Source organism: Kitasatospora sp. NPDC001159 (assembly GCF_053598235.1).
In genome coordinates this window covers 38,489-59,590 of the sequence record NZ_JBSFJV010000048.1, presented here as the reverse complement: position 1 = coordinate 59,590, position 21,102 = coordinate 38,489, and the positions used below count along the sequence as shown (strand labels likewise).

15 protein-coding genes and 1 pseudogene are annotated in these 21,102 nt (G+C 72.7%); 5 read left to right on the top strand and 11 right to left on the bottom strand.

Features of this window, described 5'->3' with window-relative positions; genetic code table 11:
- Nucleotides 1-162: 162 nt before the first annotated feature.
- On the bottom strand, nucleotides 163-1,770 hold the full coding sequence (locus ACWC9T_RS23725) for a PucR family transcriptional regulator (RefSeq protein ID WP_449823051.1): 1,608 nt from the start codon (nucleotides 1,768-1,770) through the stop codon (nucleotides 163-165).
- Nucleotides 1,771-2,140: 370 nt separating this feature from the next.
- Here ACWC9T_RS23725 and ACWC9T_RS23720 point away from each other — a divergent pair, with 370 nt between their 5' ends.
- The 5 genes from ACWC9T_RS23720 to ACWC9T_RS23700 all read left to right on the top strand — a co-directional run bounded on the left by ACWC9T_RS23720 (nucleotide 2,141) and on the right by ACWC9T_RS23700 (nucleotide 8,930).
- Complete coding sequence (locus ACWC9T_RS23720) at nucleotides 2,141-3,028, top strand: FAD binding domain-containing protein (RefSeq protein ID WP_449823050.1); 888 nt, start codon at nucleotides 2,141-2,143, stop codon at nucleotides 3,026-3,028.
- Nucleotides 3,025-3,516, top strand: coding sequence for a (2Fe-2S)-binding protein (locus tag ACWC9T_RS23715; protein ID WP_449823049.1), 492 nt, complete (start codon nucleotides 3,025-3,027; stop codon nucleotides 3,514-3,516). Before ACWC9T_RS23720 ends, ACWC9T_RS23715 begins: the two co-directional genes overlap by 4 nt.
- Nucleotides 3,513-5,879: a xanthine dehydrogenase subunit D gene (gene pucD, locus ACWC9T_RS23710; RefSeq protein ID WP_449823048.1), complete on the top strand. Its 2,367-nt coding sequence runs from the start codon at nucleotides 3,513-3,515 to the stop codon at nucleotides 5,877-5,879. Before ACWC9T_RS23715 ends, pucD begins: the two co-directional genes overlap by 4 nt.
- A 284-nt stretch (nucleotides 5,880-6,163) precedes the next feature.
- Nucleotides 6,164-7,648 (top strand): NCS2 family permease, encoded by a 1,485-nt coding sequence (locus tag ACWC9T_RS23705; protein WP_449823047.1) that lies wholly within the window; start codon nucleotides 6,164-6,166, stop codon nucleotides 7,646-7,648.
- A gap of 94 nt (nucleotides 7,649-7,742) precedes the next feature.
- Entirely contained in the window at nucleotides 7,743-8,930 is a 1,188-nt protein-coding gene (locus ACWC9T_RS23700; protein ID WP_449823046.1) for an XdhC family protein, read from the top strand.
- Nucleotides 8,931-9,027: 97 nt separating this feature from the next.
- On the opposite strand, the gene ACWC9T_RS23695 is transcribed toward ACWC9T_RS23700, so the two are convergent.
- From ACWC9T_RS23695 to allB, 10 genes and pseudogenes are all read right to left on the bottom strand, one after another.
- Complete coding sequence (locus ACWC9T_RS23695) at nucleotides 9,028-9,648, bottom strand: LysE family translocator (protein WP_449823045.1); 621 nt, start codon at nucleotides 9,646-9,648, stop codon at nucleotides 9,028-9,030.
- A gap of 220 nt (nucleotides 9,649-9,868) precedes the next feature.
- Nucleotides 9,869-10,564, bottom strand: coding sequence for a hypothetical protein (locus ACWC9T_RS23690; RefSeq protein ID WP_449823044.1), 696 nt, complete (start codon nucleotides 10,562-10,564; stop codon nucleotides 9,869-9,871).
- Nucleotides 10,565-10,727: 163 nt separating this feature from the next.
- Complete coding sequence (locus ACWC9T_RS23685) at nucleotides 10,728-12,461, bottom strand: SDR family oxidoreductase (RefSeq protein WP_449823043.1); 1,734 nt, start codon at nucleotides 12,459-12,461, stop codon at nucleotides 10,728-10,730.
- On the bottom strand, nucleotides 12,458-13,375 hold the full coding sequence (locus ACWC9T_RS23680) for a M24 family metallopeptidase (protein ID WP_449823042.1): 918 nt from the start codon (nucleotides 13,373-13,375) through the stop codon (nucleotides 12,458-12,460). The genes ACWC9T_RS23685 and ACWC9T_RS23680 overlap by 4 nt, the downstream gene beginning before the upstream one ends.
- 39 nt (nucleotides 13,376-13,414) lie before the next feature.
- Nucleotides 13,415-14,503 carry a PDR/VanB family oxidoreductase gene (locus ACWC9T_RS23675; RefSeq protein WP_449823041.1) on the bottom strand — a complete coding sequence of 363 codons (1,089 nt, stop codon included), beginning with the start codon at nucleotides 14,501-14,503 and terminating at the stop codon, nucleotides 13,415-13,417.
- 122 nt (nucleotides 14,504-14,625) lie between these two features.
- Complete coding sequence (locus ACWC9T_RS23670) at nucleotides 14,626-15,543, bottom strand: metal-dependent hydrolase (protein ID WP_449823040.1); 918 nt, start codon at nucleotides 15,541-15,543, stop codon at nucleotides 14,626-14,628.
- A gap of 250 nt (nucleotides 15,544-15,793) precedes the next feature.
- Nucleotides 15,794-16,573 (bottom strand): IclR family transcriptional regulator, encoded by a 780-nt coding sequence (locus ACWC9T_RS23665; RefSeq protein ID WP_449823039.1) that lies wholly within the window; start codon nucleotides 16,571-16,573, stop codon nucleotides 15,794-15,796.
- 299 nt (nucleotides 16,574-16,872) lie between these two features.
- Nucleotides 16,873-18,333 carry a catalase gene (locus tag ACWC9T_RS23660; RefSeq protein ID WP_449823038.1) on the bottom strand — a complete coding sequence of 487 codons (1,461 nt, stop codon included), beginning with the start codon at nucleotides 18,331-18,333 and terminating at the stop codon, nucleotides 16,873-16,875.
- A gap of 270 nt (nucleotides 18,334-18,603) precedes the next feature.
- Nucleotides 18,604-19,590 (bottom strand): annotated as a pseudogene (gene alc, locus ACWC9T_RS23655) (allantoicase); the annotation flags it as partial.
- A gap of 102 nt (nucleotides 19,591-19,692) precedes the next feature.
- Nucleotides 19,693-21,087, bottom strand: coding sequence for an allantoinase AllB (allB, locus tag ACWC9T_RS23650; RefSeq protein ID WP_449823037.1), 1,395 nt, complete (start codon nucleotides 21,085-21,087; stop codon nucleotides 19,693-19,695).
- Between the last annotated feature and the right edge of the window lie 15 nt (nucleotides 21,088-21,102).

Sequence of the window (21,102 nt, the reverse complement as noted above, 5' to 3'; positions counted from 1 at the left end):
GCTCGCCGATGTTGGCCAGCGCCTCGCGAATGTGGGCTTCTGTCCGTCCCCGCTCAGCGCGAACGTTCGCGGCGGCCCCTCGGCCGTTTCCCCGGCAGCCGCCGGACGGGACCGGACGCAACCTGACGGGACCGGGAGCGACGGGGAACAGGCGACGGTGGATCAGGCCAGTTCGAGCGCCAGGTAGAAGTCCACCCGGTCCTCCAGCCGGGAGAGGTCCCGCCCGGTCAGCTCCTCGATCCGGCCGATCCGGTAGCGCAGGGTGTTGACGTGGACGTGCAGCTGCCCGGCGCAGCGGGTCCAGGAGCCGTCCGAGCGCAGGAAGGCCTCCAGGGTGCGCACCAGGTCCGCCTGGTGCTCGATGTCGTACGCGATCACCTTGTCCAGCAGCCGGCTGCGGAAGGCACGGCGGACCTCGTCCGGGACGGCGGCCAGCAGCAGCACGTGCGAGGCCAGCTCCTCGGGGCCGGCCACGCAGACCCGGCCGACCCGGGCGGCGGCGATCCGGCGGGCGTGCCTGGCCTCCTCCAGGGCGCCGCGCAGGCCGCCGGCCTCGGGGACGGGGGCGGAGACGCCGAGGGTGATCCGGCCCTCCGAGCCGAGCCCGGCCTCCAGCGGGGCGAGCAGGTCGCGCAGGGTGTCGGCGGGCACCGGGCTGTCCAGGGCGGGCAGCACCACCACGGCACCGTTGCCCGACCCGGCGACCAGCGCGCGGTCGGTGGTGCCGCCGAGCGCCTCCTCCAGGACGGCCCGCACCATGCCCTCGGGCAGGCCGGTGCCCTCGGCGCTGAGCACCAGCCAGGAGTCGCCCTGGGCCTGAAACTTGGGCTCGGGGCTCTCGTAGCGGGCGGCCATCGCCGAGGAGGCGTACAGGGTGCGGCTGATCTCGGCCGGGTCGGCGTCGCGGCGCAGCAGGGCGAGCAGTTCGTCGGCCAGGCGGCGGCGCAGCCGGCGGCCCTCGTCCCGGCGGTGGCGTTCGGCGGCGACCAACCGGGCCAGGTTCTCGGCGAGCTGCTGGCGCTTGGTGGTCCACTCGGTGACGTCGCCGGCCACCACGAGCACCCAGTCGGCCAGCGGACAAGCGGCCCGCGGCGCCTCGTGCTCGGCGGAGGCCGCGGCGGGCAGCAGCGAGTAGGCGCCGTCGGCCAGTCGGGCCCGGTGCGGGGGGCGGCGGCGCTGGCACTGGGCGGCGAGGTGGGCGCGGACCAGCTGGTCGCGGTCCTCGGCGGTGAGCCGGTCGGCCGGGCCGGCGATCACCGCGCCGGTCGGAGTGAGCACCCAGCAGTCCAGGTCGAGGTCGCCGCCGAGCAGGTCCAGCACGGCGTCGAGCCCGCCGCCGCCGGCCGCCGAGACCAGCAGCCGGTGCCGGTCGACCAGGGCGGCGAGGTCGGCGGCGCGGTCGGCGGAGACCTGACGGCCGATGAACTCGGTGACGGTGCCGAAGGCGATGTCGTCGGGGACGGCCAGCAGCGGCATCCGGTGCCGGCGGCAAGCCTCGACCAGGTCCTCGGGCACCGGGCCGACCTCTGCCTCGCCGGCCGCCAGGGCGACCGCGCCGCCGGCCGCGATGGTCCGCACGAACCGCTCGGAGTCGGCCGGGCCGCCGCGCCAGAGCATCCCGGTGAGCACCAGCTCGCCGCCGTGCAGGTAGCGGCCGGGGTCGTGCAGGTCCGTGGTCATCACACCGCTGACCTGCCGGTCCAGCTCCTCCTCGGCCGCGAGCAGACGCAGTCGCGGGGCGCCGGGGGCGAGCAGGTCACGGACACGCATCCGCGGACTCCTAACGGGGCTGGAAACGGGGGCTGGAACTGGCGGCATACGGGGGCTGGAACGGGGGAAGGGGGCGGACGTCCGGTCCGGGGGTCACAGTGTGCCCGAACATCCGTGCTCGGTGTTACGTACCAGGGGCCGCCGGGTCACGGGGCCGTAGCCCGCCCGTCACGGCCGGATTACGGTCGTAGGTAGCACCCGGCGAACACCTGGGCTGCGGGATTCTCCTCCTTAGAGGAACGTACAGGATGCCAGGCGGGACCACAGCCGGGGCTTCATGCCATCGGTGACTGCCAGTGGCCCCCGTCACAGGGGTTCACTGGGCGACACGCCACCGGACACCCGGTCGGCGAAGACTTGAGGAGACCGCATGGAGTTCCTTCGGCCCGCCACCTGGGACGAGGCTCTCGCGGCGAAGGCCGAGTACCCGACCGCGCTGCCCATCGCGGGTGGCACGGACGTCATGGTCGAGCTGAACTTCGACGTGCACCGGCCATCCGCGATTCTCGACCTGAACCGCGTCACCGAGCTCACCGAATGGACGAACGACGGCAGCCTCGTCCGGCTCGGCGCCTCCGTCCCGTACGCCCGGATCGTCGCGGAGCTGTCCGGGCCGCTGCCCGGGCTCGCGCTGGCGGCCCGCACCGTCGGCTCCCCGCAGATCCGCAACCGCGGCGGCGTCGGCGGCAACCTGGGCGCGGCCTCCCCGGCCGGCGACTCCCACCCGGCGCTGCTGGCGGCCGGGCGGGACGTGTACGTCGAGGCGGCCTCGGTGCGTGGCACCCGGATGATCCCGATCGACGAGTTCTACGTCGGGGTCAAGCGCAACTGCCTGGAGGCGGACGAGCTGATCCGGGCCGTGCACATCCCGGTCGCGGACGGCCCGCAGCAGTTCTCGAAGATCGGCACCCGCAACGCGATGGTGATCGCGGTCTGCGCGTTCGGCCTCGCCCTGCACCCCAGGAACGGAACCGTCGGCACCGGTATCGGTTCGGCTGCCCCGACGCCGCGCCGCGCCGTCGAGGCCGAGGAGTACCTGCAGGGTGTGCTCGCCGAACGCGGGCTCTGGGAGTCCGGCGAGCTACTGGGCACCGAGGTGATCCAGCGCTTCGGCGAGCTGGTGAAGGCCGCCGCCTCCCCGATCGACGACGTCCGGGGCACCGCCGACTACCGGCGGCACGCGCTGGCCGTGATGGCCCGCCGCACCCTCACGTGGTGTTGGAACGACTACAGCAAGCAGATCAGGAGCGCGGCATGAGGGTCACGTTCACCGCCAACGGCAAGCCGGTCGAGGCCGACGACGTGTGGGAGGGCGAGAGCCTGCTCTACGTGCTGCGCGAGCGGGTCGGCCTGCCGGGCTCGAAGAATGCCTGTGAGCAGGGCGAGTGCGGCTCGTGCACGGTCTACCTGGACGGCGTGCCGGTCTGCTCCTGCCTGGTCGCGGCCGGTCAGGTGCAGGACCGCGAGGTGCGCACGGTCGAGGGCCTGGCCGAGGAGAACGGCGAGCTGGGCCTGGTCCAGCAGGCGTTCATCGACGCCGGCGCCGTCCAGTGCGGCTTCTGCACCCCGGGTCTGCTGGTGCAGACCGACGCGCTGCTGGATCACGAACCGCAGCCGAGCGACAACGACATCCGCGAGGCGCTGTCGGGCAACCTGTGCCGGTGCACCGGCTACGAGAAGATCATGGACGCGGTGCGGCTCGCCTCCGCCCGCAAGTGCGCCGGTGAGGGGGCTGGTTCGGAATGACCGAGCGGACCATCCAGGGCCAGAAGAACCTGCAGAACATCAACCAGGCCTCCAAGGACGGCATCGGCGGCTCGCCGCTGCGCCCGGACGGCAACCTGAAGGTCAAGGGCGAGTTCGCGTACTCGTCCGACATGTGGCACGAGGACATGCTCTGGGGCATGGCGCTGCGCTCGCCGCACCCCCGGGCCGACATCCTCTCGGTGGACATCGCCGAGGCGCTCAGGGTGCCCGGCGTCTACGCGGTGCTGACCCACGAGGACATCCCCGGCTCCAAGTACTACGGCCTGGAGATCCAGGACCAGCCGGCCCTGGCGATCGACAAGGTCCGCTACCACGGTGAGGCGATCGCGCTGGTCGCGGCCGACCACCCGGAGACGGCCCGGCGCGCGGTGAAGAAGATCAAGGTCGAGTACGAGGTGCTCACCCCGATCGTCACCGAGGAGCAGTGCCTGGACCCGGAGACCCACGGGTACGTGCACGAGCCGCACGAGTACAAGTCACACGCGTACGGCAACATCTGCCACGAGCAGAAGCTGGTCTCCGGCCTCGGCGTGACCGACGAGGTGCGGGCGATGGCGGACGTCATCGTCAGCGGCGACTACGAGGTCGGCATGCAGGACCAGGCCTTCCTCGGCCCGGAGTCCGGCCTGGCGGTGCCCGCCGAGGACGGCGGCATCGACCTGTACATCGCCACCCAGTGGCTGCACGTGGACCGCGAGCAGATGGCCCCGGTGCTGGACCTGCCCGAGGAGAAGGTCCGGCTCACCCTGGCCGGTGTCGGCGGCGCCTTCGGCGGCCGCGAGGACATCTCCATGCAGATCCACGCCTGCCTGCTGGCCCTGCACACCAACAAGCCGGTCAAGATCGTCTACTCCCGGGACGAGTCCTTCTACGGCCACGTCCACCGCCACCCGGCGCGGATGCACTACGAGCACGGCGCCACCCGGGACGGCAAGCTGGTCTTCGCCGACTGCCGGATCGTGCTGGACGGCGGCGCGTACGCCTCCGCCTCCCCCGCCGTGGTCGGCAACGCGGCCTCGCTCGGGCACGGCCCGTACGTGATCCCGAACGTCGGGATGCACGCCATCGCGCTCTACAGCAACAACCCGTCCTGCGGGGCGATGCGCGGCTTCGGCGCGGTGCAGGCGGCGTTCGGCTACGAGTCGCAGATGGACAAGCTGGCGGCCGAACTCGGCATGGACCCGGTGGAGTTGCGGCAGCTGAACGCGATGTCGGAGGGCGACTTCATGCCCACCGGCCAGCAGATCGACTCGCCCGCGCCGGTGGCCGAACTGCTGCAGCGCGCCAAGGACATGCCGCTGCCGCCGCCGCTGGACACCGAGCACCTGGACGTGCGCGCGCTGCCCGGCGCACTGTCCAACACCTCGCACGGCGAGGGCATCGTGCGCGGCGTCGGCTACTCGGTCGGCATCAAGAACGTCGGCTTCTCCGAGGGCTTCGACGACTACTCCACCGCCCGGGTGCGCCTGGAGGTGATCGGCGGCGAGCCGGTCGCCATGGTGCACACCGCGATGGCCGAGGTCGGCCAGGGCGGCGTCACCGTGCACGCCCAGATCGCCCGCACCGAGCTGGGCGTCGAGCAGGTGACCATCCACCCGGCCAACACCGAGGTGGGGTCGGCCGGTTCGACCTCCGCCTCGCGCCAGACGTACATGACCGGCGGCGCGGTGAAGCTGGCCGCCGAGGCCGTCCGGCGGGAGCTGATCGAGAAGGGCCGGCGCCGTTACGGCTGGACCCACAAGGACATCACGCTGGCCGGCGGCAAGGTGGTCTCGGAGAGCGCCGGCGTGCTGGTCCCCATGGTGGACCTGCTGGGTGACGAGGCCATCGACCTCACCCGCGAGCACCACCACCGGCCCACCCAGGCCTTCGACAAGGAGACCGGCCAGGGCTTCGGCCACGTCCAGTACACCTTCTGCGCCAACCGCGCGGTGGTGGACGTGGACGTGGAGCTGGGTCTGGTCAAGGTGGTCGAGCTGACCGCCGTCCAGGACGTCGGCAAGGCGCTCAACCCGCTCTCCGTGGTCGGCCAGATCCAGGGCGGCTGCACCCAGGCGCTCGGACTCGCGGTGATGGAGGAGATCATCGTCCGGGACGGCAAGGTCCGCAACGCCTCCTTCACCGACTACCTGATCCCCACCATCCTGGACACTCCGCCGATCCCGGTGGACGTCCTCGAACTTCCCGACCCGCACGCCCCGTACGGGCTGCGCGGCGTCGGCGAGGCGCCGACCGTGTCGGCGACGCCCTCGATCGTGGCGGCCATCCGCAACGCCACGGGCCTGGCGCTCAACCGGATCCCGGTCCGGCCCGAGCACCTGACCACCGAACAGCCGGGCTGATCCCGGGAGTACGACCTCCGGGAGTACGACCGCCGGAAGCTCCGGAAGGACGAACCTCCCCGGGGCGGTGACGCGTCTTCCCCGCCGCCCCGGGGGCCTCCCCCACCCGCTGCCCTGCCCACGCCGGGGTTCCGCAGTGGTGCGCACCACCCCCGACTGCACCGCTGGCACTCGCCCGACGAGTGCCCCCACAGTGAGTCGACACCGTCCCCCTGCGCCACTTCGCTGACTGGCAGTCAGGTCGGCTCGCCCACCCCAACCCCCTTTGACACTTGGGAGTGGACATGACCAGGATCCCCACGGAGCCCGGCACCACCGAAGCAGACAGACCTACCGGGGACGAGACCCGCCCCTCGTCCCCGGCACCACGCCCGAACGGCGCGCTGGACGCGTACTTCAAGATCTCGGCCCGGGGCTCGACCCTCGCCAACGAACTGCGCGGCGGCCTCACCACGTTCATGGCGATGGCGTACATCATCCTGCTCAACCCGCTGATCCTCAGCGGCGCGGACGTCAACGGCGTCAAGCTCGACCACACCGCACTGACCACCGCCACCGCGCTCGCGGCCGCCGTCACCACCATCCTGATGGGCCTGGTCGGCAACGTGCCGCTGGCCCTGGCCGCCGGACTCTCGGTCTCCGGCGCGGTCTCCGCGCTCGTCGTCCCCCACACCACCTGGTCACAGGCCATGGGCCTGTGCGTGATCTACGGCCTGCTGATCGTGCTGCTGGTGGTCTCCGGCCTGCGCGAGAAGATCATGAACGGCATCCCACTGCCGCTCAAGCACGCGATCACCATCGGCATCGGCCTGTTCGTCACGATCATCGGCCTCTACAAGGCCGGGTTCATGCACACCGGCGGCCCCACCCCGCTCTCGCTCGGCCCGGCCGGCGAGCTGACCGGCTGGCCGGTGCTGATCTTCTGCGTCACCCTGCTGTCCGTCTTCGTGCTGATGGCGCGCGGCATCCGCGGCGCTATCCTGATCGGCATCGCCGGCGGCACCGTGCTCGCGGTGATCGTCAACAAGGTCGCCCACGTGCCGGCCTCCGTCTGGAAGAACTCCGTCCCGGTGTGGCCCGGCAGCCCGGTCTCCGCGCCCGACTTCAGCCTGTTCGGCCACGTCGACCTGTTCGGCGCCTTCGGCGGCCACGGCATGGGCGCGATCAGCGCCTCGGTCGCGGTGTTCACCCTGGTGCTGGCCGGCTTCTTCGACGCGATGGCCACCATCATCGGCGTCGGCACCGAGGCCGGGCTGGCGGACGAGCAGGGCCGGATGCCCGGCCTGTCCAAGGCGCTGTTCATCGACGGCGCCGGCGGCGCGGTCGGCGGCCTGGCGGGCGCGTCCGGCCAGACGGTCTTCGTCGAGTCCGCGACCGGTGTCGGCGACGGCGCCCGGACCGGCCTCTCCTCCACCGTCACCGGCGGGCTGTTCGCCCTGATGCTGTTCTTCTCGCCGCTGGCCGGCATCGTCCCGGTCGAGGTCGCCTCCGCCGCCCTGGTGGTGATCGGCTCGATGATGATGAGCCAGGCCCGGCACATCGACTGGTCCGACCGCGAGGTCGCCATCCCGGCCTTCCTGACCTGCGTGCTGATGCCGTTCACGTACAGCATCACCGCGGGCGTCGCGGCCGGCGTGATCTCGTACTCGGTCCTCAAGGCCGGCCAGGGCAAGTGGCGCGAGCCCGGGCTGCCGATGTGGGTCCTCACCGCGGTCTTCGTGCTGTACTTCGCGCTCACTCCGATCAAGTCCTGGCTGGGCGTGCACTAGGCGCCGTTCGTCATGCACCACCGCCGCCGTACGGGATCGTTTCCCGTACGGCGGCTCTCCCGCTACTGTCGAAACCGTGTAAGGAGCCTCCGACATGCAGGACATCGCCGAGCAGTTGCAGGCCTGGCACGCGTCCGGGCGCTCCTTCGCCGTGGCCACCGTCGTCGGCGTCTCCGGCAGCGCCCCGCGCGACCCGGGGGCGGCCCTGGCCGTGGATGCGGCCGGGGAGGCGGTCGGCAGCGTCTCCGGCGGGTGCGTCGAGGGCGCGGTGTACGAGCTGTGCCAGGCCGCCATCGAGACTGGCGAGCCGGTACTGGAGCGCTTCGGATACAGCGACGAGGACGCCTTCGCGGTCGGGCTGACCTGCGGCGGGATCCTCGACGTGTTCGTCCAGCCGGTCGTGCCGGGGGCGGACCCCGGGATGGACGCGGGCCTCGGGTGCATCGCCGCCGGGACCCCGGTCGCACTCGCCCGGGTGATCGCCGGACCGGCCGGACTGCTCGGCGCTACCCTCGCGGTCACCGCCGACGGCGCCTCCGGCGCGCTCTCGGTGGGGCCGTCCACCGTCGGCTCGCTGGAGCGGGCGCTCATCGCCGAGGCCCGGGCGATGCTGGACGCCGGGCGGACCGGTCGGGTCGTGCTCGGCCTGGACGGGCGGCCCTGCGACGAGCAGGAGCAGGGCACGGTCACCTGCTTCGTGGAGTCCTACGTGCCCGCGCCCCGGATGGTGGTCTTCGGCGCGATCGACTTCGCCGCCGCCGTGGTGCGGATCGGCAGGTTCCTCGGCTACCACGTCACGGTCTGCGACGCCCGGCCGGTCTTCGCCACCGCCCGTCGCTTCCCGGACGCGGACGAGGTGGTGGTCGACTGGCCGCACCGCTACCTGGACTCCCAGCTCGGCCGGATCGACGGGCGCACCGTGCTGTGCGTGCTCACCCACGACGCCAAGTTCGACATCCCGCTGCTGGAACGCGCCCTGCGGCTGCCGGTCGGCTACGTCGGCGCGATGGGCTCGCGCCGCACCCACCGCGACCGGGAGGCCAAGCTGCGCGAGGCCGGGCTGACGGACGCCGAGCTCGCCCGGCTGCGCTCCCCCATCGGCCTCGACCTGGGCTCCCGCACCCCGGAGGAGACGGCGGTCTCGGTCGCCGCCGAGATCATCGCCCACCGGCGCGGCGGCAGCTGCCTGCCGCTGAGCGCCGGGGACGGACCGATCCACCACGACGTGGCCGCCGCGTCTTCGGAGGATGCGGCCGCGAGCAGTTCGCCGCACGCCGCGTGACGGCCCCCGCGGGCGGCGGGACGCTGGAAGTACGGACCCGGTCCCCGTCGTCGACGTCCCGGACGAGGCCTCGCTGCCGTCCGAGCCCCGCTTCGCGTCAGTCGGCGAGCGCCAGCTTCACGCCGAAGCCCACCACCACCGCGCCGGTCACCCGGTCCATCACGCGCCGGGCGACCGGGCGGCGCAGCCAGCCGCGCAGCACCTGGGCGAAGCCGACCAGGACGGTCGACCAGAGCACGCCCTCCACGACGTGGACGCAGGTGAGCGCCACGCCGGCGGCGAAGTGTGAGACTCCGGCGGGGATGAACTGCGGCAGCACGGCCACGTAGAAGACCCCGACCTTGGGGTTCAGCAGGTTGGTCAGGGTGCCCCGCCGCCAGCCGTGACCGAAGCCGCCCCCGGTGGGCTCCTCCTCGGCCGCCGCCTCGCCGCCCCGGCTGCGCAGCATTCCGATGCCCATCCGCGCCAGGTAGGCGGCACCCGCCCAGCGCAGGACCTCGTACGCCACCTGGGAGGCGGTGAGCAGCGCCGTCACCCCTGCCGAGGTCAGCGTCCCCCAGATCAGCGTGCCGGTCTGGATGCCGAGCACGACCCCCCAGGCCTGCCGCCGCCGGCCCAGCGCGGAGGTGCGCAGGATCAGCGCGGTGTCGAGGCCGGGCGTGAGCGTGAGCAGGCCCACGACGAGGGCGAAGGACCACAGAGCGGTTGTCATCTCCATGGACCTCGATCGTAAGGCAGGCCCGTGCGGCGGATGACCACGGCCGGTGGGAGCGGACGGCGGAAGGCCTCCCGGTGCCGCTCGGGGAGCGGCGCCGGGAGGCCTTCGGGGTCAGCGGGACGGCGGGGCCGGCGGACCGTTTCCGGGGTCCGTCGGCCCGGCGCCGTCGCGGTCGGCTGGGCCTGCCGCCGCGGACCGCTGGGATCGGGGGGTGCCGGGACTACTGCACCTGGCAGCCGCGCTGCCAGTTCCAGCCGACGAAGGTGTGGCGCAGCTGCACGTCGAAGGTGCAGGAGTAGGTGAGGTCGGGGTTGAGGGTCAGGTACGTGTGGTGGGTGTTGTCGTACCAATTGCCGGTGACGTCGAAGATCCCCTTGTAGGAGAAGTCCGCGTGGGCCTGGGAGTTGACCACGGCGCAGCCGGTGGTGCAGTCGTCGCTGTTGGTGGCGGAGGCCACCGACCAGCCGGCGTTCCACGGCTCGCGGTTGAAGCCCTGGGTCACGGTGGTGGCCGCGGTGGTGATCTGGCCGTCGGCGGTGTTCCAGTCCGAGGTGGTGTACAGACCGGTCATCCGGATGTTGCAGCAGTCGTACATCTCGTTCGCGCTGGTGATCCGGCGGTGGCCGGTGGCGGTGGTGTCCGCCGCCAGGGCCTTGGCGGAGGCGGTGCGGGCGGTCGTGGCGGCGGCCGGGACGTACGTCACCGGGCCCTCCTGCGGCTTGCAGTCCGCACCGATCGTCACCGTCTGCTGGACCGACATGCCCGCGGGCGGGACCGGCAGCGAGCCGGTGAGCGTCACACCGTCGCAGGTTTGGGCGCTCGACGCATCGGCGGCGGGTGCCGCGACGGCCCCCGGGGCCATCGCCATGAGCAGACCGGCCGCACCGAGCGCTACCGAAACCAGACGCTTCTTCACAGTCCCTGTCTTCCCCTCGTGAGTTACCTGCCGGTAAGCCTAGGGTGGCCGGTCGCCGGGTCCGAAAGGATTGGCAGGAAGCTGCAACTCCTGATGTCACCGGGGCTGCCAGGACCGCTGGGACTGCTGGGGTCCCTGCGGCGGCAGGGGCCCCAGCGCCGTTTCAGATCACCTTCAGACGGGCGGCCAGGCGCAGCAGGCCGGGGCTGAGCCGGGAGAGCAGGCGGGCGACCTTGGCCTCGGGGGTGACCGGGACGACGGGCTTGCCGGTACGCACGGCGGTGACGATGGCCCCGGCGACCTTCTCCGGCGGGAAGCCGCGGCGGGCGTAGAGCCTGGCGGCCCGGGCCTGCTTGGCGGCTTGCTCGGCCGCGGTGGTGGCGGAGAAGGTGGAGGTGCGGGTGATGTTGGTGTTGACGATGCCGGGGCAGATGGTGGAGACGCCGATGCCGTGGCCGACGAACTCCGCGCGCAGGCAGTCGGAGAGCATGAACACCGCGGCCTTGCTGGTGGCGTAGGCGGTGAGCGCCTTGGCCGGCAGGTAGGCGGCGGCCGAGGAGACGTTGACGATGTGGCCGCCCTGGCCGCGGTCGGCCATCAGGGTGCCGAAGGCGCGGCAGCCGTGGATGACGCCCCAGAGGTTGACGTCCAGGACCCGCCGCCACTCCTTCTCGGTGGTCTGCAGGAAGGTTCCGGAGTGGCCGATGCCCGCGTTGTTGACCATCACGTCGGGCACCCCGTGCTCGGCGGCGACGGTCTGCGCGAAGGCGTCCATCGCGGCACCGTCGGCGACGTCCACCCGGTAGGCGTGCGCCGTCGGGCCGATCAGCGAGGCGAGTTCGGCGGTGCGCTCGGCGGCCGCGAGGTCGAGGTCGCAGACCACCACCCGGGCGCCGTCCTCGGCGAAGGCGAGCGCGGTGGCCCGTCCGATGCCGCTGCCGCCGCCGGTGACGACCACCAATCGGCCGTCGCCCTCGGCGGTTCGGGTGTCGCCCGCGCTCCCGGTCTCGATGCGGGCGGTGAACTCGCGGACCATGCCGGCCACGGTGGCTCCCTTCTCCAGCAGCGCCGCCCAGTGGCCGGCGTGCAGCGTGCGTCGGGTCAGTTCGGGCACCCAGCGCTCCAGGCCGTCGGAGAGGTAGGTGCCGGCGTAGCGGTCCCGGGTGAGGGTGATCAGCTGGACCGGCACCTCGGTCGACCGCTCACGCGGATTGCCCATCGTGGAGCGGAAATTGGCGCGGTACAGCTCGATGCCGCGGACCGCGTCACGGCGCAGGCTCGGCTTCGGGTGGTCCGCGCGCGGGGAGACGTGCTCCAGGTCGCGCAGCACCCGCGGCCAGGCCCGGGCCAGTCCGAGGCGCCAGACGGCGGGGGCGAGGAAGGGCAGGTGGAAAGCGGTGATGTACCAGGAGTGCAGGCCCTGGTGGAGCAACTGCCCAAGGTGGCGCGGGGTGGGGCGGCGCAGCCGGTGGCGCAGCCAGTAGCCCAGGTGGTCCAGGCAGGGGCCGGACATGGTGGTGTACGAGGCGATCCGGCGCTCGGCGCCGGGGGCGGTGACGGCCTCCCAGGACTGGATCGAACCCCAGTCGTGGGCGACGACGTGGACCGGACGCTCCGGGCTGACGGCGTCGGCAACGGCGAACAGGTCGTCGGCGAGCTGCTCCAGGCGGTAGCCGCCCCGGTTCGCGGGGACGCCCGACTCGCCGGCGCCGCGCACGTCGTAGCGGACCACGTGGTGGTCGCGGGCGAGGTCGGCGGCGATGTCGTCCCAGACGGCGTGGGTGTCCGGGTAGCCGTGCACCAGGAGGACGGTGGGGGCGCTCGGGTCGCCCTGCTCGAAGACGGCGAGCGGGAGGCCGCCGGAGTGGACGGTCCGGCGGCGGATCGGGGTCGTCATCGGGTGGCCTCCAGGGCGGTCGGATCGTCGTCGGTCGGCTGGGCGTCGACCCGGTCGGCGTCGGCCGACTCGTCGGTGGCGGTCCAGCGGCGGACGTGTGGGAGGTCGTCGTCGAGCCAGTAGGCGTCGTCCTCGGTGACCACCAGCAGTTCCTCGAACTTGATGCCCACGCCACGGAATCCGATGTGCGGCTCGACCGCCCACAGGCCCGGGGTGGGCGCGTGCCGGGAGGAGCGGCCGTCCGCCCACAGTGGCGAACGGCCGTGCAGGCGCTCGGAGATGAGTTCGCGGCCGAGGGTCTGCAGGGTGCGCACGCCGAACCCGAGGACGTTCACCCCGGCCGGGCCGCGCACGATGGTGCGGGTGACCTGGTGGCCGATCACCCGGCCCGGGTAGACCTGGTGGCGGTTGTCGTAGCCGTGCGCGGCGATCTGCGCGTCCACGGCCGCGTACACCTCGTTGAGCGGCTTGCGGGCCCGCACCTCGGCGAGGATCAGCTCGCGGTAGACCTTGAGGTCGACGGCCAGACGGTCCCAGACCTTGTTCTCGCCGACCTTGCCGCCGTAACCGATGTCGGCGGTGTAGCCGTCCACGACGGGCGCGCAGTCCAGCACGTACGGCATGCCCTCCTCCAGCTTGCGGTTGCCGGCGAAGAACTGCAGCGGGGTGTGGAAGTGCCGGAAGGCCGTCCGGTCGCCGAACCAGGCGAAGGGGACGTGGAAGAAGTCCTGCACTCCGGCGGCGACCAGGCGGCGGCGCAGTTCGGCGGTGGCCTGCCGCTCGGTGACGCCCGGTTCGATCCAGGCGGCGACCTGTTCGGCGCAGCGGTAGGCGAGTTGCTGGGTCTCGCGGAAGCGGGCGAGGTCGCGCTCGGTGTAGGAGAACGTCGGCATCGCGTTCGCCGTCGGGGGCATCGGGAGGCTCCTTCTCGGGTCGCTGCGGCTGGGCGGCGGTTAGACGTCGAGCACGAGGGTCTCACCCTCGGCGGCCCGGGAGACGCAGGGCAGCAGGGCGCCGACGGCGCGCTGCTCGGGGGTGAGGCGGCGGTCCCGGTGGTCTGGCGTACCGGACAGCAGACGGACCTCGCAGGTGCCGCAGAAGCCCTGGTGGCAGGAGTACGGGAGGTCCGGGCGGGCCTCGCGCAGGACGTCCAGGGCGGAGCGGTCGGCAGGGACGTCCAGGGCCGGGCCGTCGGTGCCGAGCTGGACGGCGAAGGGCGCGCCGTCGGTGATCGGGGCGGCGCCGAAGCGCTCGAAGTGCAGAGCGGAGGCCGGGGACCCGTCCAGTGCCCGCTGGACGGCGGCGAGCATCGGGGCCGGGCCGCAGCAGTAGACGGCCGCGCCGCGCGGGGCGTGGGCGAGCAGTTCGGCGCCGGTGGGGACGCCGCCGCGCTCGTCGTCGGTGCGCAGCACCACGCGGTGCGGGTCGAGGGAGCGGAGCTCCTCCGCGTACGGGAGGGTGTCGGCGCTGCGGCCGACGTGGACCAGGCGCCAGTCCAGGCCGTGCCGCTGCGCCTCACGGGCCATCGGCAGCAGCGGGGTGATGCCGATGCCGCCGGCCAGCAGCAGGACGGCGGGCTCGGCGCAGAAGGCGAAGCCGTTGCGCGGGCGGCGGGCGGCGAGGCGGGCGCCGGGGTGCAGGGTGTCGTGGATCTCGACGGATCCGCCGGCGCCCTCGGGCAGTTTGCGGACGGCGATCCGGTAGCCGCGTCGGTCGGCCGGGTCGCCGCTGAGCGAGTAGTGGCGCTCGCGGCCGGAGGGCAGGGCGAGGCGCAGGTGGGCGCCCGGCTGCCAGGGCGGCAGCTGGCCGCCGGAGGGGTGGGCGAGGCTCAACTCGACGACGTCGGCGGCGAGTTCCCGGCGCGCGGTGACGACCAGCTGCAGCTGCGGGGTGGGGCGACTGAGCGGGCGGCGGGGGTTGCGGCGCAGCAGGGGGCTGCCGAGCGCCGGGGAGTAGCGGTCGCCGAAGGCCGTGAGGAAGCGGATGAAGGCGTCGGCGCGGGGGCGGCCGTAGAGGTCGGGGGGCGGGGTGAGCAGGTCCATCCGGGCGGGTCCTTGGCGTGGGAGAGGGGCGGGCGACAGCTGACGGGTTTCAGATTTCAGATGTCAGTCTTCAGATTTCAGCGAACAGATGACGTTCTCTGTCTTCTGAAACCTGTCAGTTGTCAGTTGTTCGCGGCGGCGGCGCGGGCGGCCGGGGAGGTGGCGAGGTAGCCCAGCGCCTGGCTGGAGGACCCCTCCTGGGTCGGGTGGTAGCCCGGCCGCAGGTAGCGCAGCCCGGAGCGGATCGACCGGAGCGGGTCCGGAAGCAGTCCGCGCTTGGCGATCCGCCCCGCCTCCCGCCAGGTGGGCTTGAGCCGCCCCTCCAGCGTCGGGTCGGCGGCCAGCAGGAAGCGGGCCCCGCGCACCCAGAGGTGGACCAGCAGCGGCCCGGACACCGCCATCCCGCGCACCCGGCGCAGGTAGCCCGGGTCCAGGTGGACCATCAGGTCGTAGGCGACGCTGCGGTGCTCGACCTCTTCGGCGCCGTGCCAGCGCAGCAGGTCGAGCATCGTCGGATCGGCCTTGGCCCGGTCCAGGCCCGGCGAGTTGAGCGCCCAGTTGCCGAGGAAGGCGGTGAAGTGCTCGATCGCCGCGATGAAGGCGACCCGCTCGATGATGTTCTCCCGCTGCCGGGCCGGTGTCAGGCCCGGCTTGTCGCCCAGGATGCGCTGGAACAGCCAGGCGATCTGCCGCACGTACGGGCGCGGGTCGAGCCCCTGGCCGAGCAGGTGGTCGAGCACCTCCTGGTGCGCCTCGGCGTGGATGGCCTCCTGCCCGATGAACCCGAGCACCTCCTCGCGCAGCCGCTCGTCCCGGATGAGCGGCAGCGCCTCCTTGAACACCTTGACGAACCAGCGCTCGCCCTCGGGCAGCAGCAGGTGCAGCACGTTGATGACATGGGTGGCCATCGGCTCGTCCGGGATCCAGTGCAGCGGCAGCTGGGCCCAGTCGAAGCGGACGTCCCGGGGCTCCAGGACGAGGCCGTCGTGCACGCGCGCGGCAGGGGCGGCGAGGGCGGGAACGGGGGTGGATCGGGGCATGGCAGGCCCTTCTGACCTGGGAGCGGCGGCTCGGCTCAGGGAAACGTACTCGCCGGTAGCGGGGCCGACAAGGGTTTCGGCGACTCTTATCGACATCGAGTCTAATAAGTGATGTGCACCGGGAGGCGGCCCCGGAAACACTCCGTCGCGAACTCGGAAACACTCCGTCGGAAAGCAGGCGGGCCCCGCCGGACGCGACACGTCCGACGGGGCCCGTCGAGCAGGGCCGGGCAGCGCGCGGCAGCGCCGCTCAGACCGCCATCGCCAGCATCAGCGGCGCCGCCCGGGCTGCCAACAGCTCGGCGGCGGCCTTCAGCTTGTGGATGTTGTCCACCGGCATCGAGGTGGCCAGGCAGCCGACCGTGCTGCCCGCCGTGATCGGCACCGCGGCGCACACCGTGCCGAGGGCGTACTCCTGGATGTCCAGCACCGGCACGGTGGCCGGCTGCCGCTCCAGCCGGTGCATCAGCTGGTCGGCGTCGGTGACGGTACGGGAGGTGAGCCGGGCGACCGGGTGCCGGGAGAGGTGATCGCGCCGGCCGTCCACGTCCAGCTGGCTGAGCAGGCACTTGCCGAGCGCACTGGCGTGCGCGGTGGCGCGGAAGTCCACCCACTCCTGGACGGCGGGCGCGAAGTCGGAGGCCGAGACCGCCTCGACCGACAACTCACCTTCGTGGTACCGGCCGAAATACACCGCAGCGCCCAACTCGTCCCGAAGTTCGGCGAGTTTGCGGTTCAGCCGGGCCTTGACGAGCTGCTCCCGGTTGTGCTGTCCGAGCAGGGCGAAGGTGCCGCCGAGCACCCAACCGCCGTCCTGGCACTGGAGGTAGCCCTCGATCTCGAGGAGTTCGGCGAGCCGCCGGACGGTCGGCAGGCCGAGCGAGGTCTCCCGCGCGAGGGCGACCAGGGTGGCACCGTCGGGGTGCCGGTCGACGGCCTCCAGCAGTCTGAGGGCGTACTGCAGGGAGGTGAACGGGCCCGTCAGGCCCTGGTCCAGCGCGGCGTGACGACCCGGGGCTGGTGTCGACATGTCGTCCCCTTCCGATGTCCCCCCACGGAGCGACCGCGGGCGGTCTCCAGCCTATCCACCCGGCGGCCCCGGCAACTGGCGTCCGTGAATATCCGTGAACATTCCGTGGAGCAGCTGCCGGTCGGCTGGTAAAAGGGGCCCCGCGAGACGACTCCTGCCGCACGACGCCCGACCGGCCCCTCCCCCACTGCCCTGGGGGGGAGAGGCCCGTCATGCGGCCGTCGGGGTGCGGGCCCCGGCGGCCGGTGAGGGTGCGGAAGGGTCGGCCGGTCAGTCGGTCCCCGGGTCCAGAGCCCGGATCAGCCCTCGTCGCCGGCGCGCAGCTTGGCGACGGCGGCCTCGACCCGGGCGCCGTACTCCTCGTCGGCGGCGTGGAAGTGGGCCAGGTTCTTCTCCACCACGTCGTCCCGCGTCACCTGCGCCAGGAAGCCCGCGATGTTGTCGACCAGGCGGGTCTTCTCGCCCTCCGACATCAGCCGGTACAGCTCGCCGGCCTGGAAGAAGTCGTCGTCCTTGGTGTGGGCCGGCGTGGCGAAGGTGCCGGTGTGGCCGTCCACCTTGACCGGCGCGGCGAGCGCGCTGTCGCTCTGGGTCGGGCCGTCGTACGAGTTGGGCTCGTAGTTCTTGCCGCGGCCGGCGCTGTTGACGGCCATGAAGCCGTCCCGGCCGTAGTTGGCGGCCTCGGTGGCGCGCGGGGCGTTCACCGGCAGCAGGGTGTGGTTGACGCCGAGGCGGTACCGCTGGGCGTCCGCGTAGGCGAACAGCCGGCCCTGGAGCATCTTGTCCGGGGACGGGCCGATGCCGGGCACGAAGTTGTTCGGCGAGAACGCGGACTGCTCGACCTCGGCGAAGACGTTCTCCGGGTTCTTGTTGAGCACCAGGCGCCCGACCTTGACCAGCGGGTAGTCGGCGTGCGGCCACACCTTGGTGAGGTCGAAGGGGTTGAATCGGTAGTCCGCCGCCTCGGCGACCGGCATCAGCTGGACGTAGAGGGTCCAGGACGGGAACACCCCGCGCTCGATGGCCTGGTGCAGGTCGCGCTGGTGCGAGTCGGCGTCGGCGCCGACCACCTCGGCGGCCTGGCCGCCGTCCAGGGAGCGGATGCCCTGGTTGGTCTTGAAGTGGTACTTCACCCAGTAGGCCTCGCCCTCGGCGTTGACCCACTGGTAGGTGTGCGAGCCGTAGCCGTTCATGTGGCGGTACGAGGCCGGGATGCCGCGGTCGCCGAACAGCCAGGTGATCTGGTGGGTCGAGGCCGGCGAGTGGGCCCAGAAGTCCCAGACGTTGTCCGCCTCCTGCACGCCGGTGTACGGGTCACGCTTCTGCGAGTGGATGAAGTCGGGGAACTTGATCGGGTCCTTGATGAAGAACACCGGGGTGTTGTTGCCGACCAGGTCGTAGTTGCCGTCCTCGGTGTAGAACTTCAGCGCGAAGCCGCGCGGGTCGCGCACCGCGTCGCTGGCCCCCAGGTTGCCGGCCACGGTGGAGAAGCGCAGGAAGACCTGGGTGCGCTTGCCGACCTCGGACAGGAACGCCGCCCGGGTGTACCGCGACACCTCGTCGGTGACCTCGAAGTAGCCGTACGCGCCGGAGCCGCGGGCGTGCACGACGCGCTCCGGGATGCGCTCGCGGTTGAACCGGGCCAGCTTCTCCAGCAGGTGCTGGTCCTGGATCAGCAGCGGGCCGTACTCACCGGCCGAGGCCGAGTTCTGGTTGTCGGCGACCGGGGCGCCGGACTCCGTGGTCAGGATCTTGGACATGGAGGGTCCTTCAGGTGTCGAAAGGCGGTGCGTGGAGAGGTGGGCGAGCGCCGGGGCTCAGATGCCGAGCAGGCGCCGGAGCGCCGAGCGGCGGCGGGCGGAGTGCTCGCCGTCGGGGCCGTCGGACGGCTGGAGGCCGGCCACCGCGGCGGTGGCCGCGGCCGGGTCCACCAGCGGACGGGCGGCGGTCAGCGCGGCGGCCTCCTCGCCGGCCAGGCCGACGGCGGTGAGCGCGGCTGCGGCCTCGGCGGCCGGGACGGCGTCGAACCAGCGCAGCGCGAGGGCCGCGCGGCCGGGCTCGGTGAGGCGGCCGGTGAGCCGGAGGCGGGCGAGCCCGCCGTCCGGGTAGACGTTGATCCGCACATGGGTCACCGGGCGGCCCGCGTCGAGCCGGAAGCGGTGCCGGGTGTCGGGCTGCAGACGGGTGCGGGGCAGGATCTCGAACCACTCGCCATCGGCCGGGTCCTGCCCGGTCGAGGCGTCGAAGCCGATCAGGTCGGCCCAGCCGGGGGCGTTGGCGACGAAGTGGGTGGTGTCCACCTCGGCGGCCAGGACCTCACCGCCCCCGGCCAGGGCGATCTGTACCCAGTCATTGGCCCTGTCGCGCCGACGCCGGGTCTCCCAGCCCTCGCCCATGACGGAGGCGCGACCAGGAGCGTTCAGGTTGTGCGGGGAGGAGAAGTAGCGGTCGGAGGCCGCCTCGGCCACACCGCCGTACTCCTGGGCGGCCAGGTCGAAGGTGAGGCCGTCCAGTTCGCGCGGGTCGGGCAGCACCTCGCCGTGCACCCGGAGCCGGGCGACGCCGCCGTCCGGGAAGATGTTCAGCCGCACGTGGGTGTAGCGGGTGCCGTCCTGAACGGCGAACTCGTGGGCGGTGTCGCCCTGGAGCGGGGTGCGCGGCAGGATGACGGTCCACTCGACGTCCTGCAGTTCCTCGGGCGAGGGGTGCCCGGGGACGGAGGCGGCCTCGACCGAGGCGCTCTCCGGGTAGTTGCCGGTGAAGTGGGCGGTGTCGACGATGAGGCCGCGGATCACGCCACCGACGCCGAGCCGGACGATCGCCCAGTCGTGGTCCTGGTCGGTGGGATGTGGCTGGTCGGCGGAGACGCCCCGCCGACGCTTGGACTCCCAGCCGTCCATGATCTGGCCCTTGTGGCCGAAGGTGTGCGGGCGGAACTCTGCGGGCTTGGCGACCAGCAGGTTCTCCGCGTCCGCGAAGGTGTCCTCATTGGTGGCGACGACGCCCGCGCCGAGCATCCGGGAGGCCAGGTTGACCAGCTCGGTGAACGGAGCGCTCGGGGTGTCGGCAGTGGTCACTGACTCTCCTCAGAAGGCGGTGTCGGTTCAGGCCGTGTTGGCTCAAGAAGTGCTGCCGGACAGGGAGTTGGCGGGCCGGGTGAGCTGGCGGCCGAACGGCTCGGCGCCGGTGTCCACCTCGCGGCCGCGCAGCCAGGTGGTGCGGACGGCGCCGACCAAGGTCCGTCCCGCGTACGGGGTGACCGGGTTGCGGTGGTGCAACTCGCCCGCGCGGACGGCGAATTCGCCGTCGGGGTCGAAGGCGACCAGGTCGGCGTCGCAGCCCACCGCGATGGCACCCTTGATGCCGCCGAGGCCGACCAGCTCGGCCGGTCCGGCGGACATCCAGCGCACCACGTCGGCCAGGGTGTGGCCGCGCCGACGGGCCTCGGTCCAGACGGCCGGCAGACCCAGCTGCAGCGAGGCGATGCCGCCCCAGGCGGCCGCGAAGTCGCCACTGCCGCCGTACTCTGGCAGCAGCTTGAGGTCGGGGGTGGACGGGGAGTGGTCGGAGACGACAGCGATGAACTCGCCGTTCGCCAGGGCCTCCCAGAGCGCGTTCCGGTTGGCCTCGTCGCGGATCGGCGGGCAGCACTTGAAGGCGGTGTCGCCGTCCGGCACCTGCTCGGCCGCCAGCGTCAGGTAGTGCGGGCAGGTCTCGGCGGTCACCCGGACGCCGTCCGCGCGGGCCCGGCGCAGCAGCGGCAGCACGGCCGCCGAGGAGACGTGCAGGATGTGCACCCGGGCGCCGGTCCGACGGGAGTCAGTCTTGTGAAGCGCTTCCAGCAGGCGGGCGACGGCCGCGGTCTCCGCGTCGGCGGGGCGGGAGGCGAGGAAGTCCCGGTAGTGGACGCCGGGTCGGTGCGGCGAGGCGGCCAGCACGGCCGGGTCCTCGGCGTGGATGATCGCCAGCGCCCCGATCCGGGCCTGCTCGGCCAGCGCGGCCTCCAGATCGGCACCCTCGACGTGCGGGAACTCGTCGACGCCCGAGGGGGCGAGGAAGCTCTTGAAGCCGAACACGCCCTGCCGGTACAGGGGTTCGAGGTCCGGAACGTTGCCGGGGACGGCGCCGCCCCAGAAGCCGAGGTCGACCCAGGCCTGGCCCTCGGCGGTCTTCCGCTTGGCGGCCAGCCCCGCCACCGTGGTGGTGGGCGGGATCGAGTTGAGCGGCATGTCGATGATCGTGGTGACGCCGCCGGCCGCGGCCGCCCGGGTGGCGGTGGCGAAGCCCTCCCACTCGGTGCGGCCGGGCTCGTTGACGTGCACGTGGGTGTCGACCAGGCCGGGCAGCAGGGCGGTGCCGCCGAGGTCGACGAGCTCGCCGTCGCCGACCGTGAGCGAGCCGTGCGCGGCGACCTGCTCGATCTTCCCGTCCCGGACCAGCACGTCCGCGGGGCGCTCGCCGTCGGGCAGCACCACCCGGCGGGAGCGGATCACCGCTGGCTGGCTGACAGGCATGGGGGACCTCCGAAA

Bases quoted from the DNA above. Each gene is read 5' to 3' on its own strand.
- ACWC9T_RS23665 (WP_449823039.1), bottom strand. From the start codon at position 16,573: ATGTCGACACCAGCCCCGGGTCGTCACGCCGCGCTGGACCAGGGCCTG.
- ACWC9T_RS23660 (WP_449823038.1), bottom strand. From the start codon at position 18,333: ATGTCCAAGATCCTGACCACGGAGTCCGGCGCCCCGGTCGCCGACAAC.
- ACWC9T_RS23705 (WP_449823047.1), top strand. From the start codon at position 6,164: ATGACCAGGATCCCCACGGAGCCCGGCACCACCGAAGCAGACAGACCT.
- pucD (WP_449823048.1), top strand. From the start codon at position 3,513: ATGACCGAGCGGACCATCCAGGGCCAGAAGAACCTGCAGAACATCAAC.
- allB (WP_449823037.1), bottom strand. From the start codon at position 21,087: ATGCCTGTCAGCCAGCCAGCGGTGATCCGCTCCCGCCGGGTGGTGCTG.
- ACWC9T_RS23700 (WP_449823046.1), top strand. From the start codon at position 7,743: ATGCAGGACATCGCCGAGCAGTTGCAGGCCTGGCACGCGTCCGGGCGC.
- ACWC9T_RS23675 (WP_449823041.1), bottom strand. From the start codon at position 14,503: ATGGACCTGCTCACCCCGCCCCCCGACCTCTACGGCCGCCCCCGCGCC.
- ACWC9T_RS23670 (WP_449823040.1), bottom strand. From the start codon at position 15,543: ATGCCCCGATCCACCCCCGTTCCCGCCCTCGCCGCCCCTGCCGCGCGC.
- ACWC9T_RS23715 (WP_449823049.1), top strand. From the start codon at position 3,025: ATGAGGGTCACGTTCACCGCCAACGGCAAGCCGGTCGAGGCCGACGAC.
- ACWC9T_RS23695 (WP_449823045.1), bottom strand. From the start codon at position 9,648: ATGGAGATGACAACCGCTCTGTGGTCCTTCGCCCTCGTCGTGGGCCTG.
- ACWC9T_RS23725 (WP_449823051.1), bottom strand. From the start codon at position 1,770: ATGCGTGTCCGTGACCTGCTCGCCCCCGGCGCCCCGCGACTGCGTCTG.
- ACWC9T_RS23680 (WP_449823042.1), bottom strand. From the start codon at position 13,375: ATGCCCCCGACGGCGAACGCGATGCCGACGTTCTCCTACACCGAGCGC.
- ACWC9T_RS23720 (WP_449823050.1), top strand. From the start codon at position 2,141: ATGGAGTTCCTTCGGCCCGCCACCTGGGACGAGGCTCTCGCGGCGAAG.
- ACWC9T_RS23685 (WP_449823043.1), bottom strand. From the start codon at position 12,461: ATGACGACCCCGATCCGCCGCCGGACCGTCCACTCCGGCGGCCTCCCG.